Origin of the sequence: Arthrobacter sp. P2b (assembly GCF_900168295.1) — a bacterium.
GTDB lineage: Bacteria > Actinomycetota > Actinomycetes > Actinomycetales > Micrococcaceae > Arthrobacter.
This window is the reverse complement of record NZ_FVZL01000004.1, coordinates 181,304-201,966: the sequence shown is the minus strand read 5'-3', so window position 1 is coordinate 201,966 and position 20,663 is coordinate 181,304. Positions and strand designations below refer to the sequence as shown.

Sequence of the window (20,663 nt, the reverse complement as noted above, 5' to 3'; positions counted from 1 at the left end):
GCCCGATAAGAACAGGACATTGCCCCCGGCTGTCCGGTGCTCCAGACAGCCCGGCGTGTCGGCGCAAAATTCCCCTCCGGATGGGCTATTCCCCCGTGCGTTCCAGGGGGACATGACCTTTTGGCGGGGAGTTGTGCTCTCGCCTCGAGGGACGCCGTCTAGCGGAGCAGCTCCACATCCGAAACGAGGTCGATGTGGGCCAGCATGGCCTCTGCTGCCCCTTCCGCATCCTGCGCCCGGATGGCATCGGCGATCTTGCGGTGCGAGGCAAGGGACTGCTCGGGCCGGCCCGGCTGGCCCAGCGATTCCATGCGTGTTTCGAGGATCATCTCCGCGATAAACGCCATGAGCTGGGCCAGCACCGAGGAATGGGCCGCAGCCGTGATGGCCTGATGGAAGAGTTCGTCGCCATGGGTGCCGCGGTCGCCGTCGCTGATCTCCCTGGCCATGACGTCCAGGGCCTCGTCGATCGCCTTCAAGTCGTCGTCGGTGCGGCGGGCCGCTGCGAGCGCAGCCAGTTTGACCTCCAGGGTGCTGCGCGCCTCCACGATCTCCGGCAGCCGGCTCCGGTGCTCACGCAATCCTTTGATGACGGATGCAACGCTCGGACGGCGCGCAAGGACCGCGCCCGTGCCGTGCTGCACATCGATAACGCCCAGGACCTCAAGGGCCACCAGGGCCTGGGCCAGGGTGGCGCGGGACACCCCAAGCCGCTCGGCGAGGTCCCGCTCGGCAGGCAGGAGGTCGCCCGGCCCCAGCTGGGCTGACTCGATATAGGCAAGGATCTGCTCCACCAGCTGTTCGTACAGCCGCGGACGCGTCACCCGCTCCAGTCCAAGCCGTGATGTCTTCTCCACAAAGCCCTCGCTCCGTCGTCGTTCCTTCAAGAGTACAGGGGGCAGCTATTGACAGATAGACTCACTGTCTAGGAGGCTAGTCCAGTGAGCCAGTTACTCACGTCACATTTTTCTTCCCCAATGGAGGACCAACGATGTCCGCTCCTGTCTTGTCGATCATCATCCTGGCGGCGATGTTCCTGCTTGCCACCGTCCTGCCCCTGAACATGGGCGCACTCGCCTTCGTTGGCGCCTTCCTGCTCGGCACCGTGGTGCTGGGCATGTCCACCAACGACATCCTGGCCAACTTCCCCGGCGGCCTCTTCCTGACCATCGTGGGCGTCACGTACCTGTTCGCCATTGCCCAGAACAACGGAACCATCGACCTCCTGGTGCGCGGTGCCGTCAAGCTCGTGGGAAGCCGGGTGGCCCTGATTCCCTGGGTGATGTTCGCCATCACCGCAGTCATCACCGCCGTTGGCGCGCTGTCTCCCGCCGCCGTCGCAATCATTGCCCCCATCGCCCTCAGCTTCGCCGGGAAGTACAAGATCAGCCCATTGCTGATGGGCATGATGGTCATCCACGGCGCCCAGGCCGGCGGCTTCTCGCCCATCGCCGTGTACGGCGTCACCGTAAACGGCATCCTGGCCAAAACCGACCTGGCCTTCAGCCCCACCGCGCTGTTCCTGTCCAGCCTGGTCTTCAACATCATCATCGCCCTGGTGCTCTTTGTGGTCCTGGGCGGGCGGGCACTCCTGTCCTCCAAGATGAGCCACTTCGTGGAACAGGCCGCCGAAGCGCGGATGGCCGTCAGCGTCGGAGCCAAGGCCGGCGACGTTGCCTTCAAGGGCTTCGGCTCCGGCATGTACGGCCCCCGCGACCCGGCAGGCGACGGCGTGGCCGCCACCAAGGAACGGTCCCAGCGGATCCCGCAGCTGGTGACCATCGGCGGCCTGATCGCCCTGGCCGTCGTCGCCCTCGGGTTCAAGGTTGACGTCGGGTTTGTCTCCATCACCATCGCCATCGTGCTGGCCCTGGTCTCTCCCGCCGCCCAGAAGGGTGCAATCAACAAGATCAGCTGGTCCACGGTGCTGCTGATCTGCGGCATGCTGACATTCGTCGGGGTGCTGGAGGAAGCCGGAACCATCGAGTTCGTCTCCAACGGCGTGGCCGGCATGGGCATGCCCCTCCTCGCGGCCCTCCTCATCTGCTACATCGGTGCCGTGGTCTCCGCCTTCGCCTCCTCCACCGCAATCCTGGCCGCACTTATCCCGCTCGCGGTGCCGTTCCTGTCCACCGGTGAAATTGGTGCCGTCGGCGTGATCTGCGCCCTGGCAGTTGCCGCCACCATCGTGGACGTCTCGCCCTTCTCCACCAACGGCGCCCTGGTCCTGGCCAACGCGCCCGAGGGCGTGGACAAGGACCGGTTCTACAAGCAGATCCTCGGCTACAGCGGCATCGTGATCGTGGCCGGCCCCGCCCTGGCCTGGCTGGCGCTCGTGGTCCCCGGTTGGTTGTAGCCGCCCCAAGCCCCCTCACCGGCCGGCTTCACGGCCCCATCGCATCTTCAGAAAAGGAACCAGCACATGAGCAGAGCTGACAACCCCCAAGGCCCCCTGGCCGGGCACACGGTCGTTGACCTGAGCCGGGCGCTGGCCGGACCGCATGCCGGCATGATGCTGGCTGATTTGGGCGCCCGCGTCATCAAGGTGGAGAACCCCGGAACCGGTGACGACACCCGCGGCTGGGGTCCGCCCTTCGTAGGACCCGAGGACGACCTGCAGTCCACCTATTTCATGTCCTGCAACCGGAACAAGGAATCCATCAGCCTGGACCTCAAGAGCGGGGACGGCCAGGCCGTGCTGCGCGGGCTCCTGAAGCGGGCTGATGTGGTGATCGAGAACTTCCGCCCCGGCGTCATGGACCGGCTGGGCTTCTCGACCGCGGCCATGCACGAACTCAACCCGCGGCTGGTGATCCTGTCCATCACGGGGTTCGGCCACGACGGTCCCGAGTCGCAGCGCAGCGGGTACGACCAGATCCTCCAGGGGGAGGCGGGCCTGATGTCCCTCACCGGGTCCGGTCCGGACGATCCGCAGCGCGTGGGCGTCCCCATTGCCGACCTGCTGGCCGGGATGAACGGGGCGTTCGGGGTACTGGCGGCGCTGGTTGAACGCGACCGGACCGGCCACGGCCAGGTGGTGCGCACCTCGTTGTTGGCATCCCTGATCGGGGTCCACGCCTTCCAGGGCACCCGCACCACCGTGGCCGGGGAAGTGCCGCAGGCGCAGGGCAACCACCACCCGTCCATCGCCCCCTATGGCCTGTTCGCCTGCAAGGACGGCAGCGTCCAGATCAGCGTCGGCAGCGAAAAGCTGTGGGCCTCCTTCGCGGCCGCCTTCGGCCTGGACCCCGCCGCCCCCGGCTTTGCCAGCAACGCCGAAAGGGTGCGGAACCGCGCCGGGGTGATTGCCGCCGTCGAACGCGTCTTTGCCGGCTACGGCGCCGCGGAACTGCTGCAAAAGCTTAACGACGCCGGGATCCCGGCCGGCAAGGTCCGCTCGCTGGACGAGGTGTACGCCTGGGAGCAGGTGGCGTCCCAGGGCCTGGTGGTGGACGTCGACCACCCGCTGCTCGGCAAAGTCAGCCTGCCCGGCCCCCCGCTGCGGTTCTTCGCCCCCGGCGACACCGCGGAAACCACCGTCACCGAGCATGCGGCCCCGCCGCTGCTGGACGCCGACGGCGAATCCATCCGGCAGTGGCTGGGCCTTGTCCCTGCCGATGCAACTGCCGCCACCGCCGGGGTGAAATAGCATGCCCACGACCGAAAAGGTGCGGCACCTCAGCGCCGCGGAACTGCTGGACATTGTGGTGGACGAGGGCTCCTTCATCTCCTGGGACACACCGGCGCAGGAGCCGGCGCTGTCCGACGACTACGCCCGGGACCTGGCCAAGGCGAGGGAACGCAGCGGCACCGACGAATCCGTCATCACCGGCGCCGGCCTCATCCGCGGCCGTCGTGTGGCGGTCATCGTCAGTGAATTCTCCTTCCTCGCGGGATCCATCGGCCACGCGGCAGCGGAACGGATCGTGGCTGCCGTGGAGCGTGCCACCGCCGAAGGGCTGCCGTTGCTGGCCGGGCCCGCGTCCGGCGGCACGCGCATGCAGGAGGGGACCCTCGCGTTCCTGTCCATGGTCAAGATCACCGGCGCGGTCCGGGCGCACCGGCAGGCAGGCCTTCCCTACCTGGTCTACCTCCGCCACCCCACCACCGGCGGGGTGATGGCCTCCTGGGGATCTTTGGGGCACATCAACGTGGCCGAGCCCGGCGCACTGCTGGGCTTTCTGGGCCCTAGGGTCTATGAGGCACTGCACGGGGAAACGTTCCCGGACAACGTGCAGGTGGCCGAGAACCTGTTCAACAAGGGGCTGATCGACGGCGTGGTGGAACCCGGCCACCTGGCCGACCTGGTGGGCAGGGCGCTGGATATCCTGACGCCCCGCCAGGACCAGTCCTCCCAGCCGGCTGACCAGCCTGCCGCACCTGCCACCCTGGCCGTCCGGCCCGCCCCCGTGGACGCCTGGACGTCGATCGAAATCTCCCGCCGGCCCCGGCGGCCCGACCTGCGCCAGCTCCTCAAATACGGTGCCACCGACGCCCTGCCGCTGAACGGAACCGGGCAAGGGGAGAAGGACCCCGGGCTACTGCTGGCCCTGGCCCGCTTCGGCAGCCAGTCCTGCATCGTCCTGGGGCACGCCCGCCCGCTGCGGAAGGACGCTGCCGGGATGGGGCCAGGCTCCCTGCGGGAGGCGCGGCGCGGCATGAAACTCGCGGAGGAACTTCGGCTGCCGCTGCTCACGGTCATCGACACGGCAGGCGCGGCCCTCTCACAGGAAGCAGAAGAAGGCGGGCTTGCAGGCGAAATCGCACGCTCGCTGCACGAGCTGATCGGCCTGGAATCGCCGTCGGTCTCGGTGCTGCTCGGCCAGGGGGCCGGGGGAGGGGCGCTGGCGCTGCTGCCCGCCGACAGGACCATCGCCGCCCAGCACAGCTGGCTGTCCCCGCTGCCTCCCGAGGGCGCCAGCGCGATTGTCCACCGGACCACGGCCTTTGCCCCTGCCATGGCCCAGGCACAGGGCGTGAACGTTGCGTCGCTGTACGCCCACGGCCTGGTGGACCACATCGTGGATGAACGCGACGACGCCTCCCTGGAGCCGCGAGAATTCTGTGAGCGGATGGCGCGCGCGATTGAATACGAGCTGGGGTCGGTTGCGGGAATCGCAGTGCCCGAGCTGGTGGCATCGCGGGCTGGGAAGTACCGCAACCTCGGGAGCTTCTGAGCCTGCGGTGGCTTTCCGCTCTTGTGATGCTTCGGGGCGCTCTACCTTCGCTGCGTTGCCCGCGCCCGGCGGGCATTGGCGCGGAGCTGGAGGATGCGCGCGCCGCCTGCCGCCGCCACCAGGACCCCGCCGGTCACGCTGGCGATAAACAGTGCCATGCCCAGTGGCAAGCTTCCTTCGAAGCCCAGGAACCTGACCAGCACGAGGTCCTGGTTCTGCAGGATGAAGATAATCAGCAGGATCAGGAGCGCAAGGGCCGCTACCACCGCGGCCCACACCACGCCGGCGCGGGTCACCTTGGGTTCGCCGGCACCTGCCGGGGCGGGCGGGGTTGTGGCAGGTGATGAGTCTGCGGGGCGCGCGGCGGGTACCCCCGGCGTTCCGGTCCGGTCGGCCGGCGGCGTTCCATTGTCGCGCGGCTCCATCGGTCCGTCAGTCCCCGGCGTGTACTGTCCAGCACTCATTCACGTCCCCTTCCAGGATGATAAGCATGCTTATAATGCCACCTTAGCGGGGAGGTTTCGGCTGGCACAACGCCGCGCCTGCTAACTGCCGGCGATTCGTTGCGCGTGCTCGAGCTCTGCCGTGGTCAGTTCGGCAGCTTTGGTCCCCACCAGCGTCCAGCGGGACAGGATGCCGTCCGGGCTGGGCTGCGATCCTTTGGCAAGCGCAGCGTCAATACGACGCCGGACCTCGGCTTCCTGCCGTGGATCGGCCGCGAAGACGGTCCGCAGCCTCACGGACTGTCCGTCCTGTTGGACGGCAATGTAGTGGGCGGCGAGCGGGCACGGCGGGGGGTGCTCCCAGCTGCCGCACAGGGCTACGGTGATCGCAGCTCCGGGCGCCGCTGAGTCGGCGGCGGGGTCCAGCCGGAGGGTGGCTTCGTGTACGTAGAAACCGGGCATGCGTCCATTCTCCGGCAAGAGGCGGCCCGGCGGCGGAAGGCTCCGTCTGGCCAAGCCCTGCCTGGCCAAGTCCGGACGCAACGGAAGGGCCCCTTGGGGAGGCCCTCCCGAGACTTCGGCACTGTATCAAACCGGCACTGTGCCGGACCGGCATTTCGTCAGACCGGCACTGTGTTCAACCGGCACTGTGTCAGACCCTTTCCTTGCTCCGTTCACCGGAGGGGGTGCTGGGCCGTGGCGTCCTGCGCCAGTTAGGGAAGGCCCAGAACGTGTAGTCCTGTGCCTTGACTTCCTGCTCCGGAGTTTCCGCCGGAGTTTCCGCCGGGGTTTCCTGCTTGGCTTCAGGCTGGCGGTGGGTTTCCTTCTTAACGCCCCACCCGAAGTCCTTGCTGGATGAATAGCACATCGCAGACCTCCTTATCGTGACTGCCCCTTAATCGTCCTCCCGATGTGCCCAAGAGTCGACACCCTGCAGGCAATCCGGCACTACCCGGTGCCGCACCCTTGCTGTCCAGGCTGCGAGGCTGCTGCGCTGCCGGGCCCCCGGGCCACGGTTATTGGGCCGTGGCGGCGACCGTCTCGGCCTCTTCGGGCCCGTGGAAATCGCAGGGGCCAAGGTGGCGGAGGGGGCGGAGGCAGGTCCTGCCGGTGGGAAGGTGCACCATTGCGCAGCGGCCGGTTTTTGCCAGGTCTTCCCGGACCGTGGCATTGCTCAGGTCCGGCCGGAATTCTTCACCCACGCCGGCTTGTCCAGTGGCAGCACTCGGGAATTCAGCGTTCATGATGGGCAACTCCTCGTTGAGCTTTGGCCAGGTGGAGGATGCGGAAAGGCGCTGATAAGAGTCTGCTCCCGCCAGGTTACGGGAGGGTTAAAGGGGCGTTAGGCGCAGGTCAACTACCGTCCCGCTAGAATCCCAGCTGGTGGGCCACCCGCAGCAGGAGGGCCTCCGAGCCCATCGGTCCCACCAGCTGGATCCCCATGGGGAGCCCGCTGCCCGCCGCATTGCCCGTCCAGTGCACCGGAACGGTGATCGCGGGAAGGCCGCAGACGTTGACCATGGATGACCACGGCGCGTATTCGCACTGTTTCCGGTAGTCGCCGTCGGCATCCCCCGGCCACTGCGTTGCAGGCCAGCGTTCATCGCCGTGTGCCGTCCCGGTGAACCAGCCCACCGGGCGTGGGGTCTGTGCCAGTGCAGGCATCAGGAGCAGGTCCCACTGTGCATATTGCGTCACGGTGTCCTGCTGGAACTGCCGCAGGAACGCGAGCGCTTCCGCCAGTTTGGCCGGGCTGCGCTGCTGGGCGCGCCGGCGGAAGGTGCGGGTCAGCGGGGCCAGCAGCGCTTCCCGCTGGGGGCTGATCCTGGCGGCGCCCACGCCGGCGGTCCAGGCCGTGGTGAAGGCGTCCGGGTACCGGTTGTCGTAGCGGATGCTTGCCTCGGTGACGCTGTGCCCTGCGTGCTCCAGCAGCTTCTCCCCGGCCTCAAGCGCCTCCAGCGCTTCCGGCTCCGCGGTGAACGGGAACGTTCCGGACCACGGGCTGTCCAGCGTAACGCCGATCCGCAGCCGCGGGGGCTCCTGCGCCAGCGCATCCAAAAACGCGGCGCCCGGGACCAGGGCATCCATCATGAGCGCGGCGTCGGCGGCGCTCCGGGCCAGCGGGCCCGCCACCACCAGCCTGGCGGGGTCGCCCTGGCTTTCCCCGGCAGGCACCAGGCCCCGGCCCGGCTTCAACCCGACCAGTCCGCAGGCGGCCGCCGGAATCCGGACTGAACCGCCGCCGTCGGTGCCCGGGGCGAAGGGAAGCAGGTTGGCCGCCACCGCTGCCGCACTCCCGCCCGAGGAGCCGCCGGAGCTCCTGCTCAAAGCATGGGGATTGCGCGACGGCGGTGCGATGCGGTTTTCGCTGTAGGCCGTCAGGCCGAATTCGGGAACCTGGGTCTTTCCCAGGGAGATCGCACCAGCCTCCTTCAGGTGCGCCACCAGCGGGGCGTCCGCGGGCGCCGGCTTGTGGTCCAGGGCAGCGCTGCCGTGGGTGGTCACCACCCCGGCCACATCCGTGAGGTCCTTGAAGGCCAGCGGCATGCCGTGCAGGACGGGCAGTGCGCTGGCGGGTGTCTGGGAACGCCGGGCATCTGCCGCCAGAGCCTGCCGCAGGGCGTGTTCCGCTGTGACGGTGACGAATGCGCCCAGCAGCGGATTATGCTGCTCCACCCTTGCCAGGAAGTGGGCGGTGGCGTCCTTTGCAGAGACTTCCCCTGAATGCAGGGCGTCCCTCAGCGCGACGGCCGACAGCTCGTGAAGCTCAGCCAAGGTACCGCGGCTCCACCATCTCCTCGAGCACGTCCCCGCCTTCTCCGCGGGTGACCCTGTACGCGCCCTTGCCCCGGACCTCGGACACAGCCTCCACAAGTGACGTGCCGCGGTAAACCAGCCCCACGCCGTCGTCCGTGCAATGCGTTTCCCCAAGGGTTCCGTCCGCAACGAGCCGGTGGACCAGGGGCCGCCGGCGCGCTTCCGAATCGTAGTGCACGCCGTTGGAGTACGGCAGCAGCGCCAGGCCATTGCCCACGGCGCGCAGTTCCGGACCGAAAGAATCAGTGGTGCCGCCCTGGAACCAGCAGATGGAGCCTGCGGACACTCCAGCCAGGACCACTCCCTCCTGCCAAGCGGTGCGCAGGATGCTATCCAGCCCGTGGGCGCGCCACACCGCCAGGAGGTTCACCACCGAACCGCCGCTGACCCAGACCACGTCCTGCTCCAGGAGATGCGCTGCCGGGTCCGGGTGGTTGGGCATGGTGAACAGGTTCAGGTGGCTGAACTGGATCCCAGCGAGGCGCGCTGCCTCATCCAGCTCCGCGTTGAACGCGCGCTGGTCGCCGCCGGCTGTGCCGAGGTGGGTCACTCTTGGGGCGCGCCCGCTGACGCCGGATAGTTCCACGGCGTGATGCAGGAGCAGGTCAAACTCCAGCCGCGTCCGGGCGCCTGGCTTGAGGCCGCCCGAGGTGGCCAGGATGGTGGGCTGCTCTGCGGGCACGCGTCCTCCTCAGGGTTTCCTAGAAGCCTAACTTGCCTGGCTGCCGGACCCGCCCGCGGTGGAAGCACTAGGCTTAACGGTGCATCCGATCCGCCACGACAGGACTTCCCATGAGTGATTTCGATACCGTTCCCGTCCAGGACATCCCTTCCCACGCCGTAATTGTGGACGTGCGGGAGGACTACGAATGGGTGGCCGGGCACGCCGAAGATGCCGTCCACATTCCGATGGACCAGGTCCCGGCGCGCCTGGACGAACTTGATCCGGACGAGGACCTCTACATCATCTGCCGCACCGGGGGCCGCTCCTTCCGCGTCGCGCAGTGGCTCAACGGCCAGGGATATACCGCGATCAACGTGGCCGGCGGCATGGACCAGTGGCTGGAGCTGGGCAAGCCGCTGGTCTCGGACAACGGTCTCAAGCCGATCGTCCTCTGATGCCCGGCTCCGCCGTCACCTACGCCTTCCTGGGCCCCGAGGGAACCTTTACCGAAGCCGCCCTGATGCAGGTGCCGGACGCTGCCCAGGCCACCCGCATCCCGGCGTCGAACGTCAACGCGGCCCTGGACCTGGTCCGGGACGGTGCGGCTGACGCGGCAATGGTCCCCATCGAGAACTCCGTGGAGGGCGGCGTCACCGCCACTCTCGACGCGATCGCCAACGGGCAGGAACTGCGGATCATCCGGGAGGTCCTGGTTCCCATCAGCTTCGTCCTGGCGGCCCGGCCCGGTGTGGAGTTGGCAGACGTGCGGAGGGTGTCCACCCACGGGCATGCCTGGGCACAATGCCGGCTGTGGATGGACAGAAATATTCCCGTTGCGGAATACGTTCCAGGATCCTCCACCGCCGCGTCGGCCATGGGCCTGCTGGATGAAGACTGCCACTACGACGCCGCCATCTGCGCGCCGCTCGTGGCCCGGGAGCAGCCCGGTCTCTCCGTTATCGCGGAGAACATCGGCGACAACCCAGGCGCGGTGACGCGCTTCATCCTGGTAAGCCGCCCGGGCAGGCTGCCGGAACGGACAGGCGCGGACAAGACCACCGTGGTGGTTCCACTCCCGGAGGACCGGCCGGGCGCCCTCATGGAAATCCTCGACCAGTTCGCCAGCCGCGGCGTGAACCTGAGCCGCATCGAATCACGCCCCACCGGACAGTACCTCGGCCACTACTTTTTCAGCATCGACGCCGACGGCCATGCGGGCGATGCGCGCGTGGCGGATGCATTAGCCGGCCTTCACCGGATCAGCCCCAATACCCGCTTCCTGGGCTCATATCCCCGGGCGGACATGCAGGAAACAGCGGTGGAAGCCTACACGTCCGATGAGGCCTTTGCGGCGGCAAAGTCCTGGGTGGCATCCATCCTGCAGCCCGGGTCTTCACCGGCAGAAAACGTTTCCGCCGCTTCGCCCACAGCGTAGGTAAATGCCGTCGCGGGTACTTCCGGGGCTGTGGACAAGTGCGTATGCTTACTTGATCCACATGGGGGATGGCCCCTAACGAAGGGAGCGGGTCATGACTACCAGCAGCACAGACAACGATGGCCAGGGGATGATCGTCAACCCCCGGCCCACTGCCGACAACCAGGACTGGGACGGCGACGACGCAGACCGTGCTGACCGCCTGCGCTTCGAAGAGGAACAGGCAATGATCCGTGAGCAGTCCGAAGCCCGCGCTGCCGCCAAGGCCGCAGCCCAGGCTGCGAAGGAAGCCCACGCCTGACAGGCTCCGTGCTCTGCCAGCCGCCCCTTATCGAACAACGCCAGCCCGTCCTAAACCTGACTTCTCACCCGAACCAGCAGCGACCGGGGATCCACTTGGACTGTCAGCCGGGTGGCCTCGCCTGACGTGTCGCCATCGAGCTGTGTGGGCATCGGTTCAGGGCATTTGATGACGATCCTGCCGGACCGGTACACAGTCATGATGGGCAGCTTGCCGCTGTGCTTGAACAGGATCTTGACGTACATCAGCAGCCAGCCCAGGGCGCTGCGCGGGCTCATCACCACCACGTCCAGCATGCCGTCGTCGATCATGGCCTGCGGGATGAAGTCGATGCCGCCGGGCACCAGGCCGCAGTTGGCGAAAAGGACGCTGCGGATGTTCCGGGCCTGTTCGGGGCTGCCGTCCAGCGAGATGGAGATCTTCTTCCGCCGGCCGGGAAGGTGCCGCATTCCGGCCTCGGTGTAGGCGAGCCAGCCCACGGCTTTTTTCAGGCCGGCGTTTGTATCTGCCAGCACCTCGGCGTCCATGCCGATGCCGGCGATGACCAGGAAAACATGCTCGGAGGAGTGCCCGGTACGGGAGTTCTCGATCGCCATCCGGGCGGTATCAATAAAACGCTGCCGGCCGAAGAGCGCCGTCTGGACGTTGGCGTGCAGGTCGTTGACGTCCAGGTCCACGTTCCGCGCCAGCAGGTTGCCGGTCCCCAACGGAATCAGGCCCATGGCCACGCCCGTGTGGGCAAGGGACTCGGCCACCACCCGCACGGTACCGTCGCCGCCGCCCACCAGGACGACGTCGGGCTTGTGCGCCAGCGCGGCCTGCACCTGGCCGAAGCCGGGGTCCTCGGCAGTGGTTTCAAAAAAGACGGGCTCATCCCAGCCCGCCGTGACGCAGGCCCGCTGGATGTCTGCCCTCGCCTCACCGGAGCGCGTCTTGATGGGGTTCAGGATCACGGCGACGCGCTGCTGGCTGAGTCCCGACTCGTGCGCGTCCCCGCCCACCGCGCTGCGGATATGCAGGGCCTTGAGCTTGCGCACGCCCCACCAGCTGGAGATGGCGAAGGCAAGCGCCACCGCAATCAGCAGGTAGAGAATCAGGTCGCTCATGGTGCTTCAACAGTAGCCCGGCGGCGGATGCCGATCCGGCACGCCCGGGGCCCGCCCGTCGTCGTGCGAGGTATTGGATACCCTTATGGGGTGATCGACGTAAAAGACCTCAGCGAAAACCCGGACAAGTTCCGTGCCAGCCAGCGCGCCCGCGGCGCGGACGAATCAGTGGTGGACGCGATCATTTCCGCGGATTCCGCCCGCCGGGCAGCGCTGATCCGCTTCGAAAACCTCCGGGCCGAGCAGAACGCTTTCGGCAAAAAGGTGGCGCAGGCCAAGGGCGAGGAGAAGCAGGCACTGCTCGCCGAGGTCAAGGAGCTGGCCAACTCGGTCAAGGCGGCGTCCGCCGAAGCCGACGCAGCGCAGACCAAGCAGGAAGAGCTGCTGCGCACCATCCCGAACCTCATCGAGGACGGTGTTCCCGAGGGCGGCGAGGACGACTATGTAGTGGTCAAGACCGTGGGCACTCCGCGTGAGTTCCCCGACTTTGAGCCGAAGGACCACCTGGAAATCGGCGAGCTGATCGGCGCCATCGACATGGAGCGCGGCGCCAAGGTGTCCGGCGCCCGCTTCTACTTCCTCCGCGGCGTGGGGGCCCGGCTGGAGATGGCCCTGCTGCAGATGGCGATGGACCAGGCCATCGAGGCCGGCTTTATCCCGATGATCACCCCCACCCTGGTGCGTCCGGAAACCATGCAGGGTACCGGCTTCGATGTAAAGCACGACGCCGAAATCTACCGTCTCGCCGAAGACGACCTTTACCTGGTGGGCACCTCCGAGGTGGCACTTGCCGGGTACCACGCCGACGAAATCCTCGACTTCTCCAAGGGTCCCATCCGGTACGCCGGCCAGAGCTCCTGCTACCGGCGTGAAGCCGGCTCGCACGGCAAGGACACCCGCGGCATCATCCGTGTGCACCAGTTCAACAAGGTGGAGATGTTCATCTACACCACCGTTGAAGAGGCCGCCGCCGAGCACCAGCGCCTGCTGGCCTGGGAAGAGGAAATGCTGGCCAAGTGCGAGCTGCCGTACCGCGTGATCGACACCGCCGCCGGCGACCTCGGCACCTCCGCCGCCCGGAAGTACGACTGCGAGGCATGGGTTCCCACCCAGGGCGCCTACCGCGAGCTGACGTCCACCTCGAACTGCACCACGTTCCAGGCCCGCCGGCTGAACATCCGTGAGCGTGCGGTGAACTCGGAGGGCGTGGCCAAGGGCACCCGCGCCGTGGCCACCCTGAACGGCACCCTTGCCACCACCCGCTGGATCGTGGCGCTCCTTGAGCACCACCAGAACGCCGACGGCTCCGTGAACGTGCCCAAGGCCCTGCAGAAGTACCTGGGCGGCCTCGAGGTCCTCCCGGTCCTGTAGTTTTCCCTGGCCGGCTCTCCTAAGCTTGTTCGCGAATCCGGACCTTGAAGGCTCGGATTCGCGAACTGGCTTGGGACCGGACGGGGGAGGGGTCCGGGCAGCCCTCCCGCGCCACGCTTTGTCCACATAGGCGCCGGCCCATGCTGACTCCGCAGTCCCTTCCAGCCAGCCTTGTGGCATGGAGATTCTGCCCGGGCTCATCGATTCCGCCGCCATCGTGAGGACCCACGGGTCCACCGACGCTATTCACCGCGAATTCCGGGCGGGAAGGCTGGTCCGGATTCGCCGCGGTTTCTACGTCCGCACCGTGGACTGGCTACGTGCCCGGCCGTCTGAGCGTTTTGCCTGGTCGACGGCGGCAGTGGCCAGGTCGGTCAAGGACGCTGTTTTGTGCGGGGAAACCGCAGCCGTGGCCATCGGATTGCCCACGTTGAGGACACCTCCATGCGTGGAGCTGGCAACCACGCTATCCGGCCGGAGCGGAGTAAGGCGGTCTCCCCTCATGGTTCTGGGCGAGGACGACGCAGCGCGGCAGGTCCGGGCAAAACGCTCGTATCCCTTGCGATACTGCCTGAAGCCCGGCATAAAACCCGAGGCCCATGGTGAGTTCCGGTGCACCAGCCCCGTCCAGACGATCCTCGACCTCATGGTCACCGGGAAACTCAGCGAGGCTTTGGTCGTAGCAGACGGACTGGCTGCACGACTGCACCGGCAAGGCATGCTATCCGCCGGCTCCGACTTGTTGGCAGTAAGCGAGATCGTGGACGGCATTTCAGCCCACCCCCATGCCTCCGCACAGCGCAGGGCGGCTCGGGTGGCTGCCCTGGCCAGTCCCTTGGCGGAATCAGTCGGGGAGTCCTACAGCCGTGCCGCCTTTGAGCTCCTGGGGTTTGATCAACCTGTGCTCCAGCACGTTTCCATGACCGGGACGGCTTTATCGGCAGGGTGGACTGCTGGTGGCCGCAACAGCGCGTTGTGGGTGAATTCGATGGGAAGGCGAAGTACCTTGAGGCGGCCGTCCGTGGTGACACGTCGGCGGAGGAGGCTGTGTACCGTGAAAAGCTTCGTGAGGACCGGATCCGGGGGCTCGGCCTCGGCTTCGTGCGGTGGGGTTGGGCGGATGTGGAAAACCCGGAACGGCTGAGGCGCAAGCTTCTGGCGGTTGGCTTGCGCCCACATGTCAGAAGCTAGTCCGCGGATCCGGACCGTGAATGCTCGGTTTCGCGAACAAGCTTAGGACCAGACGCGCGGCGCGCTCAGCGTGGGCCGGGAAAACGGAACCGCCGGCACGGGATGTTCACTTTCGGTTCAATAACTCTGTGGCGCGCGTCCTAGCGTCCTTCAGGGACGTCTGGTTCACTATGTGAATGACAACGCTGACTGAAACCTCAGTCGCCGGCAACGATGACCGGCGAGAGAACGAAAACGACAACAATGGCCTGAAGCTGATGGTCGCCCTGGACGTCGACGGCACGCTCGTAGACCACGACGGCCACATGTCACCGGGCGTGCGGGAAGCCGCACAGGCTGTGGTGGCCGCCGGGCATGAGGTCATGATCGCCACCGGCCGGTCGCTCAACGCCACGCTTCCCGTCATCGAGAACATCGGGATTGAGCGCGGGTACGCGGTGTGCTGCAACGGCGGCGTGACACTGCGGCTGCACCCCGAATTGGACAACGGCTACGAGGTCCTCCACAAGGCCACCTTTGATCCTGCCCCCGCGCTCCGGGCCCTTCGAGAGAGGCTGCCCGCCGCAAAGTACGCGCTGGAGGATGAGGATGGCAACTTCCTCTCCACCGAGCGCTTCCAGGACCCGAGCTTCGGGGTCGAGGCCGTGGGCGTCGACTTCCACACCATGCTTGAGGCCACGGCCGTCCGCGTGGTGGTGTTCAGCACCGAAAACACCCCCGAGGAGTTCAACGAGGCGATTGAGCATGTGGGCCTCGCCGGCGTCACGTACTCGGTGGGCTGGACCGCGTGGCTGGACATCGCTGCAGCCGGCGTCACCAAGGCCAGTGCGCTGGAAAACCTCCGCCTCCAGCTGGGCATCGACCCCGACCGGACGGTGGCCATCGGCGACGGCCGCAACGACATCGAGATGCTCGGATGGGCGGGGCGGGGAGTGGCCATGGGCCAGGCTCCGGAGGAAGTGATCGCCGCCGCGGACGAAGTTACCCACTCAGTGTTCGACGACGGCGCCGCCCACGTGCTCCGCAGTCTGCTGTAGCGCGGGACCAGGGTCCGCATGGCGTGGGTCCAGCTGGCAGCGATTGCTGCCTGCGTGGTTTTGGCCGGCTTGGCTGTCTTCCAGGCCGCCCTTATTGCCGGTGCCCCGCTTGGCAGGCTCGCCTGGGGAGGGCAACATGACGTGCTGCCGGCCAGATTGCGGATCGGCAGCGCCGTTTCCATCGTCCTCTATGCGCTTTTCGGGTATGCGGCGCTGGGCAGGGCCGGTACGGTACCGCCCTTGGGCGGCGAGTCCGCCGCAGCCGTCATCATCTGGGTGCTGACCGGGTACTTCGCGCTCGGCGTCGTCATGAACGCCATCTCCAGTAGCAAGCCGGAGCGCCTGGTCATGACGGACGCCCGTCGCGCTTGTCCTGGCCGTGCTTTACCTGGTCCTGGCCCTCAGCTGATGCGCCGGCGCGGACAGCGCAACAGACTCCGGTTCCAGAGCCCCGCTGCAGTCAAGGCAGAATAGAAGGCATGACCCTTACGACGTTCGCCCTCGTCCGCCACGGCCAGACCGACTGGAATGCCGAGCGCCGGCTGCAGGGATCAACTGATATCCCGCTGAACGACGTCGGCCGCGGCCAGGCGCGTGACGCCGTCGCCGTCCTTGCCCCGTACGAATGGGACGCGATCGTCTCCTCGCCGTTGAGCCGGGCGGCCGAAACCGCAGACCTGATTGCCGAAGGGCTCGGGCTGGAGGTGGTGCGCCGGGTTCCGGAACTCACCGAGCGCAGCTTCGGGCCGGCGGAAGGGATGCAGGCGGGACCCGAACTGGACGCGCTGCGCGTCCCCGGCGGTTTCCAGGGCGCCGAGAGCGAGGACGAGGCAGCCGAGCGGGGACTCGCTGCGTTGGAGGCGCTGGCCGAGGAGTTCCGTGGCCAACGGCTCCTGGTGGTTACGCACGGCACCCTGCTCCGCGTGAGCCTGAGCCGCGCCATCGGCCGCACGCTGACGAGTGTGGACAACGCCGTCCTTAACCTGGCGCACCACCACGCCATCGAAGGCTGGCAGCTCGAATACTTCAACGGCGAACCTGTTCTGGCTGCCACCCAGGGCTGAGTCGGACGCAGGGTTGATCCGACCCCCCGCTGATCCGGCGGGATCAGTCCGTGCTCAACACGGTGATTGCCCGGCGGCCCAGGCTGCCCACAATGTGCCGGTGCATGATGTCCCGGGCGCGGGCGGCGTCGCCGGAAATGACGGCTTCGGCAATCTGGTGATGTTCTTCCTGGACCCGGAGCCGGTCCTTTTCTGACTCCTCCTGACCCCTCAGGCCCACCTGCCGGTAGCGGTCTGCCTTGTCCCACAGACCCTCCAGGATGCCTGTCAGCAGCGGATTGTGGGATGCGGTGTAGATGGCGCGGTGAAAATCGCGGTGGGCTGTCATCGCCGCAAGATCGGATGCATCCCGAAGCGGGACCAGTTGCGCCAGTGCGGCTTGGATATCGTCAATGTCCGACGGCGTCCGGCTCTCCGCGGCGAGGCCCGCCGCCAGGGGGTCGAGGTTCTCACGGATGAGGTAGAGGTCCCTGGCTTCATCCGCGGTCAGGGCGGCCACCCGCGCGTCTGAGTGTGACTTCAGTTCCACCAGTCCCTCGGCCGCGAGGCGGCGGAGGGCTTCCCGCAAAGGGGTGGTGCTCACGCCTATTTCCTGGGCCAGCTTCGACTGGCTCAACACGGAGCCCTCCTTAATTTCCCCCGTGAGGATGCGGCGCCGCAGTTCCTCGTAGGCGTAGGCGTTCTTGGTGAGTATCGGTGGCGGGACAGGCAAGGGTGAACTCCTCAGACGGGCTAGGTTATAAGCTATAGTCTACCCGTGACGTCAGCCCAGAACTCCGGCCCCTTCACCCAAGTGCGCGTGAACGGCGAGGTGCTCCGGATGACCGACACTGAAGGCGCTTTCGGCCCGGACTACGGCAGGTTGCCCGTCGTCCTGCGGCTGCTTGCTGAGAACGTCCAGCGGAACATGCGCGGTGACGAGCGTGCGGAAGCAGTGGGCGCCCTCCGCCGCTGGCTGGACGCCGGAAGCAGTACCGCCGAAATCGACTTCCTGCCCATCCGCGTGCTGATGCATGACACCACCAGTACGCCGGCGCTGGTGGACATCGCGGCCATGCGGGATACCTTGGCCGAGCACGGGCAGGACCCGATGGCCCTGAATCCGCTGCTGCGGGTGGACGTCTCGATCGACCATTCGCTGGCCGTGGAAGAGTACGGGCGCCCCGATGCGGCAGCCCGGAACCTCAGGCACGAGATCCGCCGGAACCGGGAACGCTACCAGTTCCTCAAATGGGCATCGAAGGCGATGAATGATGTGCACATCAACCCGCCGGGCACCGGGATCATGCACACCATCAACCTCGAGCAGCTGGCCACTGTGGTGACCACGATTGAGAAAGATGGCGTCGGGTGGGCGGTTCCGGACATGATGGTGGGCACCGACAGCCACACCCCCATGATCAACGGCCTGGGCGTCCTGGGCTGGGGCGTCGGCGGGCTGGAAGCGCAGACCGTAATGTTCGGCATGCCCGCCACCCTGCGCATCCCGGACGTTGTCGGGGTCCGGCTCACCGGGGAGCTGAGGACCGGCACCCTGGCCACCGATCTCGCCTTGACCATCACCCACCGTCTCCGGGAAGTGGGCGTCACGGGCGAGTTCGTCGAATTCTTCGGGCCCGGCGTCTCCACCCTGACGGTGGGGGAGCGGGCCGTCGTCGCGAACATGGCGCCCGAGTATGGTGCCACCACAGGCTACTTCCCCATCGACGACATGACCCTGGACTACCTCAGAGGCACCGGCCGTCCGGCAGAGCACATCCGGCTGGTTGAGGCGTACGCCCGGCAGGCAGGTATTTGGTTCGATCCGCAGGCTACCCCGGTGTACACGCGGGTCGTCGATATCGATCTCTCCACCATTGACATGCACGCTGCCGGGCCGCGGCGGCCCCAGGACCTCCTGCCCGTGGGCGGTATACGCGAAGCCCTGCAGCAGGAGAGCGGGCCCGCCGGCCCGGGCGCCGGGCCGCTTCCGGACTTCCCGGTAGCCCTTGCCGCGATCACCAGCTGCACCAATACCTCGGATCCGCGCCTGCTGATCGCCGCCGGGCTGCTGGCCCGCAATGCCCGCCGAAGGGGCCTGGCAGTCCCGGACTGGGTCAAGACATCCCTGGCTCCTGGGTCTCCGGCGGCCGCCACTTACTTAAGGCGCGCCGGTCTCGTCGATGACCTTGCGTCCGTGGGCTTCGACATCGTGGGCTTTGGCTGCACCACCTGCATCGGCAATCCAGGACCGCTCACCCCTGCCGTCACCACAGCCCAGAAAGAGGGCACCAGTGAGCCGGTGGCCATCCTGTCCGGAAACCGCAATTTTCCCGGCCGAGTACACCCCGACGTGGAACTCGGCTTCATCATGTCCCCGCCGCTGGTGGTGGCGTTCGCCCTGGCCGGCGATGCGAAGCGCGACCTCAGCACCGAACCCGTGCAGCATGCGCCAGACGGAACACCCGTCTACTTGGGCGACCTGTGGCCCACCCGCGAACAGATCGATGCGCTGGTGGTGGCGGCCAACCATCCCGGCGATTTCCGCCGGGACTTCCTGGCCGCAAGCCAGGATCCGCAGTGGCAGCGGGTCGAGGCTCCCGACGGCGCCCGCTACCCTTGGGAGGAAACGTCCACCATCCTGCGCCGGCCGCCCTTCGCGGCGCTTTCCGAGGGAAGCCTCCTGGGGCAGTACACGGCCCACCCGCTGCTGGTCCTGGGCGATGACATCACCACGGACCACATCTCGCCGGCAAGTGCCATCCCGCCCGCCAGCGGCGTGGCGGACTTCCTCGTGGACCGGGGCGAGGACAGGGCCGACCTGAACGTTTTCGCCTCCCGCCGCGGCAACTGGGAAGTCATGGTCCGCGGCGCCTTCCACAACAAGTCCGTCAGGAACTTCCTGCACCCGGAAGCTCCGGTAGGCCAGACCATCCACGCGCCCTCCGGGGACAGCATGCCCATCTGGGACGCGGCGCAGCGCTACCGGGCCGGGGGCGAATCCTTGGTCCTGGTGGCCGGCGAGCGGTACGGCATGGGGTCCTCGCGGGACTGGGCCGCCAAGGCCCAGCGGCTGCTCGGCGTCCGCGCAGTCATCGCCGCCGGCTTTGAACGGATCCACCGCTCCAACCTCATCGGCATGGGCATCCTTCCGATCGTGATGCCGGCCGGCATGAGGGGCAGCCTTCTCAGCCTCAAACCCGGTGACCGGATCACGCTGGACGCCGCCGAAGAACGGATCAGCCCCCGCGCGGGCATCCCGGCCACAATTGTCCGCGCGGACGGGACTGAAGAAGCCTTCACAGCCGCCGCGGCCGTGGAAACCCGGCTCGAATGTGAACTGCTGGCCGTGGGCGGCGTCATCCCCATGATCCTCCGCAGGACACTGCAAAGCACCGGGGTTACGCCTTAGCGCACCTCGAGGATCAAGCCGAGCAGCCTGGCTGCCGCGGGACGGGCGGCGTGTTCCTCGTTCCACTGCGCCCGCGCCACCGCTTTGCTGACGGCCTGGGTGGTGATGCCCAGCTCCTGCGCCACGGCTTTCTGCTGCCCGCGCACGCCGGGCGTCAGCAGGTCCAGGACGCGCCACTCCGCCTCGGACCGGTCGCGGACAATATGCCCCAGGAGCCGCAGCACGGCCTCGGCGTCATGGGCAATATCCGCCAGCGGCCCTTCGACGGCCACCGGAACCCGCTCTTTGCTGCTGCGCAGCCGGTCCACTGCACGCCGGGCATAGACCAGGCCGTGCCCGGAGGCATCCTTGATCTGGTTGGGAAGCGGCTCGCTGACAGGGCCAACGCCGATCCCCACGTACCAGGAACCGCTGCGCAGCGCGATCAACGCGGCATCCACCGCCTGGTTCGGAGAGTCAACAATGCCCTGGACTTCATCCTCCACCGAGCGGTCGAAGTCCAGGCGCGCGGGGATGTGCCGCAGGTCCTTGAGTAACTGCGGTACCCGGTCCCCATCGCGCCGGACGGCCGTTTGATTGATTGTCAGCGTGAACATTCTGGGTACACACTACCCGGAAGCAGGAATCAGGGAATCTCGTATTACGGCTGGTCAAACGGGAGATGGT

At 67.2% G+C, this 20,663-nt stretch carries 22 protein-coding genes; 12 read left to right on the top strand and 10 right to left on the bottom strand.

The window, feature by feature from the left end:
• Positions 1 to 158: 158 nt before the first annotated feature.
• Entirely contained in the window at positions 159 to 857 is a 699-nt protein-coding gene (locus tag B5520_RS09910; protein WP_079596897.1) for a FadR/GntR family transcriptional regulator, read from the bottom strand.
• 134 nt (positions 858 to 991) lie between these two features.
• Here B5520_RS09910 and B5520_RS09905 point away from each other — a divergent pair, with 134 nt between their 5' ends.
• From B5520_RS09905 to B5520_RS09895, 3 genes are all read left to right on the top strand, one after another.
• Positions 992 to 2,356, top strand: coding sequence for an SLC13 family permease (locus tag B5520_RS09905; RefSeq protein ID WP_079596896.1), 1,365 nt, complete (start codon positions 992 to 994; stop codon positions 2,354 to 2,356).
• A gap of 66 nt (positions 2,357 to 2,422) precedes the next feature.
• The gene (locus B5520_RS09900; protein WP_079596895.1) at positions 2,423 to 3,649 is read left to right on the top strand and encodes a CaiB/BaiF CoA transferase family protein; all 1,227 of its coding nucleotides are present in this window, start codon (positions 2,423 to 2,425) and stop codon (positions 3,647 to 3,649) included.
• Position 3,650: 1 nt separating this feature from the next.
• Positions 3,651 to 5,177, top strand: coding sequence for a carboxyl transferase domain-containing protein (locus tag B5520_RS09895; RefSeq protein ID WP_079596894.1), 1,527 nt, complete (start codon positions 3,651 to 3,653; stop codon positions 5,175 to 5,177).
• Positions 5,178 to 5,218: 41 nt separating this feature from the next.
• On the opposite strand, the gene B5520_RS22740 is transcribed toward B5520_RS09895, so the two are convergent.
• The 6 genes from B5520_RS22740 to B5520_RS09865 form a co-directional block, all read right to left on the bottom strand.
• Positions 5,219 to 5,641 (bottom strand): lipopolysaccharide assembly protein LapA domain-containing protein, encoded by a 423-nt coding sequence (locus B5520_RS22740; protein WP_176156832.1) that lies wholly within the window; start codon positions 5,639 to 5,641, stop codon positions 5,219 to 5,221.
• An 81-nt stretch (positions 5,642 to 5,722) separates the two neighbouring features.
• Complete coding sequence (locus B5520_RS09885) at positions 5,723 to 6,082, bottom strand: hypothetical protein (RefSeq protein WP_079596893.1); 360 nt, start codon at positions 6,080 to 6,082, stop codon at positions 5,723 to 5,725.
• A 190-nt stretch (positions 6,083 to 6,272) separates the two neighbouring features.
• Positions 6,273 to 6,488, bottom strand: coding sequence for a hypothetical protein (locus tag B5520_RS09880; RefSeq protein WP_079596892.1), 216 nt, complete (start codon positions 6,486 to 6,488; stop codon positions 6,273 to 6,275).
• 148 nt (positions 6,489 to 6,636) lie between these two features.
• Positions 6,637 to 6,864 carry a hypothetical protein gene (locus B5520_RS09875; RefSeq protein WP_079596891.1) on the bottom strand — a complete coding sequence of 76 codons (228 nt, stop codon included), beginning with the start codon at positions 6,862 to 6,864 and terminating at the stop codon, positions 6,637 to 6,639.
• Between the two features lie 124 nt (positions 6,865 to 6,988).
• The gene (locus tag B5520_RS09870) at positions 6,989 to 8,395 is read right to left on the bottom strand and encodes an amidase (protein WP_079596890.1); all 1,407 of its coding nucleotides are present in this window, start codon (positions 8,393 to 8,395) and stop codon (positions 6,989 to 6,991) included.
• Positions 8,388 to 9,119 (bottom strand): Type 1 glutamine amidotransferase-like domain-containing protein, encoded by a 732-nt coding sequence (locus tag B5520_RS09865; protein WP_079596889.1) that lies wholly within the window; start codon positions 9,117 to 9,119, stop codon positions 8,388 to 8,390. Before B5520_RS09865 ends, B5520_RS09870 begins: the two co-directional genes overlap by 8 nt.
• A gap of 110 nt (positions 9,120 to 9,229) precedes the next feature.
• Between B5520_RS09865 and B5520_RS09860 the strand changes: the two genes are divergently transcribed.
• The 3 genes from B5520_RS09860 to B5520_RS09850 all read left to right on the top strand — a co-directional run bounded on the left by B5520_RS09860 (position 9,230) and on the right by B5520_RS09850 (position 10,837).
• Positions 9,230 to 9,556: a rhodanese-like domain-containing protein gene (locus B5520_RS09860; RefSeq protein WP_079596888.1), complete on the top strand. Its 327-nt coding sequence runs from the start codon at positions 9,230 to 9,232 to the stop codon at positions 9,554 to 9,556.
• Positions 9,556 to 10,536, top strand: a complete 981-nt coding sequence (pheA, locus tag B5520_RS09855; protein WP_079596887.1) for a prephenate dehydratase — start codon at positions 9,556 to 9,558, stop codon at positions 10,534 to 10,536. Before B5520_RS09860 ends, pheA begins: the two co-directional genes overlap by 1 nt.
• A 94-nt stretch (positions 10,537 to 10,630) precedes the next feature.
• Positions 10,631 to 10,837 carry a hypothetical protein gene (locus tag B5520_RS09850; RefSeq protein WP_079596886.1) on the top strand — a complete coding sequence of 69 codons (207 nt, stop codon included), beginning with the start codon at positions 10,631 to 10,633 and terminating at the stop codon, positions 10,835 to 10,837.
• Positions 10,838 to 10,887: 50 nt separating this feature from the next.
• Here B5520_RS09850 and B5520_RS09845 read toward each other — a convergent pair whose 3' ends face one another.
• Positions 10,888 to 11,943 carry a diacylglycerol/lipid kinase family protein gene (locus B5520_RS09845; RefSeq protein WP_079596885.1) on the bottom strand — a complete coding sequence of 352 codons (1,056 nt, stop codon included), beginning with the start codon at positions 11,941 to 11,943 and terminating at the stop codon, positions 10,888 to 10,890.
• Positions 11,944 to 12,033: 90 nt separating this feature from the next.
• Here B5520_RS09845 and serS point away from each other — a divergent pair, with 90 nt between their 5' ends.
• The 5 genes from serS (at position 12,034) to B5520_RS09820 (ending at position 16,606) form a co-directional block, all read left to right on the top strand.
• A complete protein-coding gene (serS, locus tag B5520_RS09840; protein WP_079596884.1) occupies positions 12,034 to 13,314 on the top strand; it encodes a serine--tRNA ligase in 1,281 nt (426 codons plus the stop codon).
• Between the two features lie 975 nt (positions 13,315 to 14,289).
• Entirely contained in the window at positions 14,290 to 14,505 is a 216-nt protein-coding gene (locus tag B5520_RS23040; RefSeq protein WP_254865535.1) for a hypothetical protein, read from the top strand.
• Positions 14,506 to 14,681: 176 nt separating this feature from the next.
• A complete protein-coding gene (locus B5520_RS09830; protein WP_079596883.1) occupies positions 14,682 to 15,542 on the top strand; it encodes a Cof-type HAD-IIB family hydrolase in 861 nt (286 codons plus the stop codon).
• 18 nt (positions 15,543 to 15,560) lie between these two features.
• Positions 15,561 to 16,016 carry a hypothetical protein gene (locus B5520_RS09825; protein ID WP_254865534.1) on the top strand — a complete coding sequence of 152 codons (456 nt, stop codon included), beginning with the start codon at positions 15,561 to 15,563 and terminating at the stop codon, positions 16,014 to 16,016.
• Positions 16,017 to 16,021: 5 nt separating this feature from the next.
• Entirely contained in the window at positions 16,022 to 16,606 is a 585-nt protein-coding gene (locus tag B5520_RS09820; protein WP_079596882.1) for a histidine phosphatase family protein, read from the top strand.
• Between the two features lie 43 nt (positions 16,607 to 16,649).
• Here the strand turns inward: B5520_RS09820 and B5520_RS09815 are convergent, their stop codons facing one another.
• Entirely contained in the window at positions 16,650 to 17,318 is a 669-nt protein-coding gene (locus B5520_RS09815) for a GntR family transcriptional regulator (RefSeq protein WP_079596881.1), read from the bottom strand.
• Positions 17,319 to 17,363: 45 nt separating this feature from the next.
• Here B5520_RS09815 and acnA point away from each other — a divergent pair, with 45 nt between their 5' ends.
• Positions 17,364 to 19,997 carry an aconitate hydratase AcnA gene (gene acnA / locus B5520_RS09810; RefSeq protein ID WP_254865533.1) on the top strand — a complete coding sequence of 878 codons (2,634 nt, stop codon included), beginning with the start codon at positions 17,364 to 17,366 and terminating at the stop codon, positions 19,995 to 19,997.
• Here the strand turns inward: acnA and B5520_RS09805 are convergent.
• Positions 19,994 to 20,593 carry a hypothetical protein gene (locus B5520_RS09805; RefSeq protein WP_079596880.1) on the bottom strand — a complete coding sequence of 200 codons (600 nt, stop codon included), beginning with the start codon at positions 20,591 to 20,593 and terminating at the stop codon, positions 19,994 to 19,996. The genes acnA and B5520_RS09805 overlap by 4 nt on opposite strands.
• Between the last annotated feature and the right edge of the window lie 70 nt (positions 20,594 to 20,663).

Coding starts and splice junctions, on each gene's coding strand:
- B5520_RS09905 (WP_079596896.1), top strand. CDS start 992: ATGTCCGCTCCTGTCTTGTCGATCATCATCCTGGCGGCGATGTTCCTG.
- B5520_RS09900 (WP_079596895.1), top strand. CDS start 2,423: ATGAGCAGAGCTGACAACCCCCAAGGCCCCCTGGCCGGGCACACGGTC.
- B5520_RS09895 (WP_079596894.1), top strand. CDS start 3,651: ATGCCCACGACCGAAAAGGTGCGGCACCTCAGCGCCGCGGAACTGCTG.
- B5520_RS22740 (WP_176156832.1), bottom strand. CDS start 5,641: ATGAGTGCTGGACAGTACACGCCGGGGACTGACGGACCGATGGAGCCG.
- B5520_RS09885 (WP_079596893.1), bottom strand. CDS start 6,082: ATGCCCGGTTTCTACGTACACGAAGCCACCCTCCGGCTGGACCCCGCC.
- B5520_RS09880 (WP_079596892.1), bottom strand. CDS start 6,488: ATGTGCTATTCATCCAGCAAGGACTTCGGGTGGGGCGTTAAGAAGGAA.
- B5520_RS09875 (WP_079596891.1), bottom strand. CDS start 6,864: ATGAACGCTGAATTCCCGAGTGCTGCCACTGGACAAGCCGGCGTGGGT.
- B5520_RS09860 (WP_079596888.1), top strand. CDS start 9,230: ATGAGTGATTTCGATACCGTTCCCGTCCAGGACATCCCTTCCCACGCC.
- pheA (WP_079596887.1), top strand. CDS start 9,556: ATGCCCGGCTCCGCCGTCACCTACGCCTTCCTGGGCCCCGAGGGAACC.
- B5520_RS09850 (WP_079596886.1), top strand. CDS start 10,631: ATGACTACCAGCAGCACAGACAACGATGGCCAGGGGATGATCGTCAAC.
- B5520_RS09845 (WP_079596885.1), bottom strand. CDS start 11,943: ATGAGCGACCTGATTCTCTACCTGCTGATTGCGGTGGCGCTTGCCTTC.
- B5520_RS09830 (WP_079596883.1), top strand. CDS start 14,682: ATGACAACGCTGACTGAAACCTCAGTCGCCGGCAACGATGACCGGCGA.
- B5520_RS09825 (WP_254865534.1), top strand. CDS start 15,561: ATGGCGTGGGTCCAGCTGGCAGCGATTGCTGCCTGCGTGGTTTTGGCC.
- B5520_RS09820 (WP_079596882.1), top strand. CDS start 16,022: ATGACCCTTACGACGTTCGCCCTCGTCCGCCACGGCCAGACCGACTGG.
- B5520_RS09805 (WP_079596880.1), bottom strand. CDS start 20,593: ATGTTCACGCTGACAATCAATCAAACGGCCGTCCGGCGCGATGGGGAC.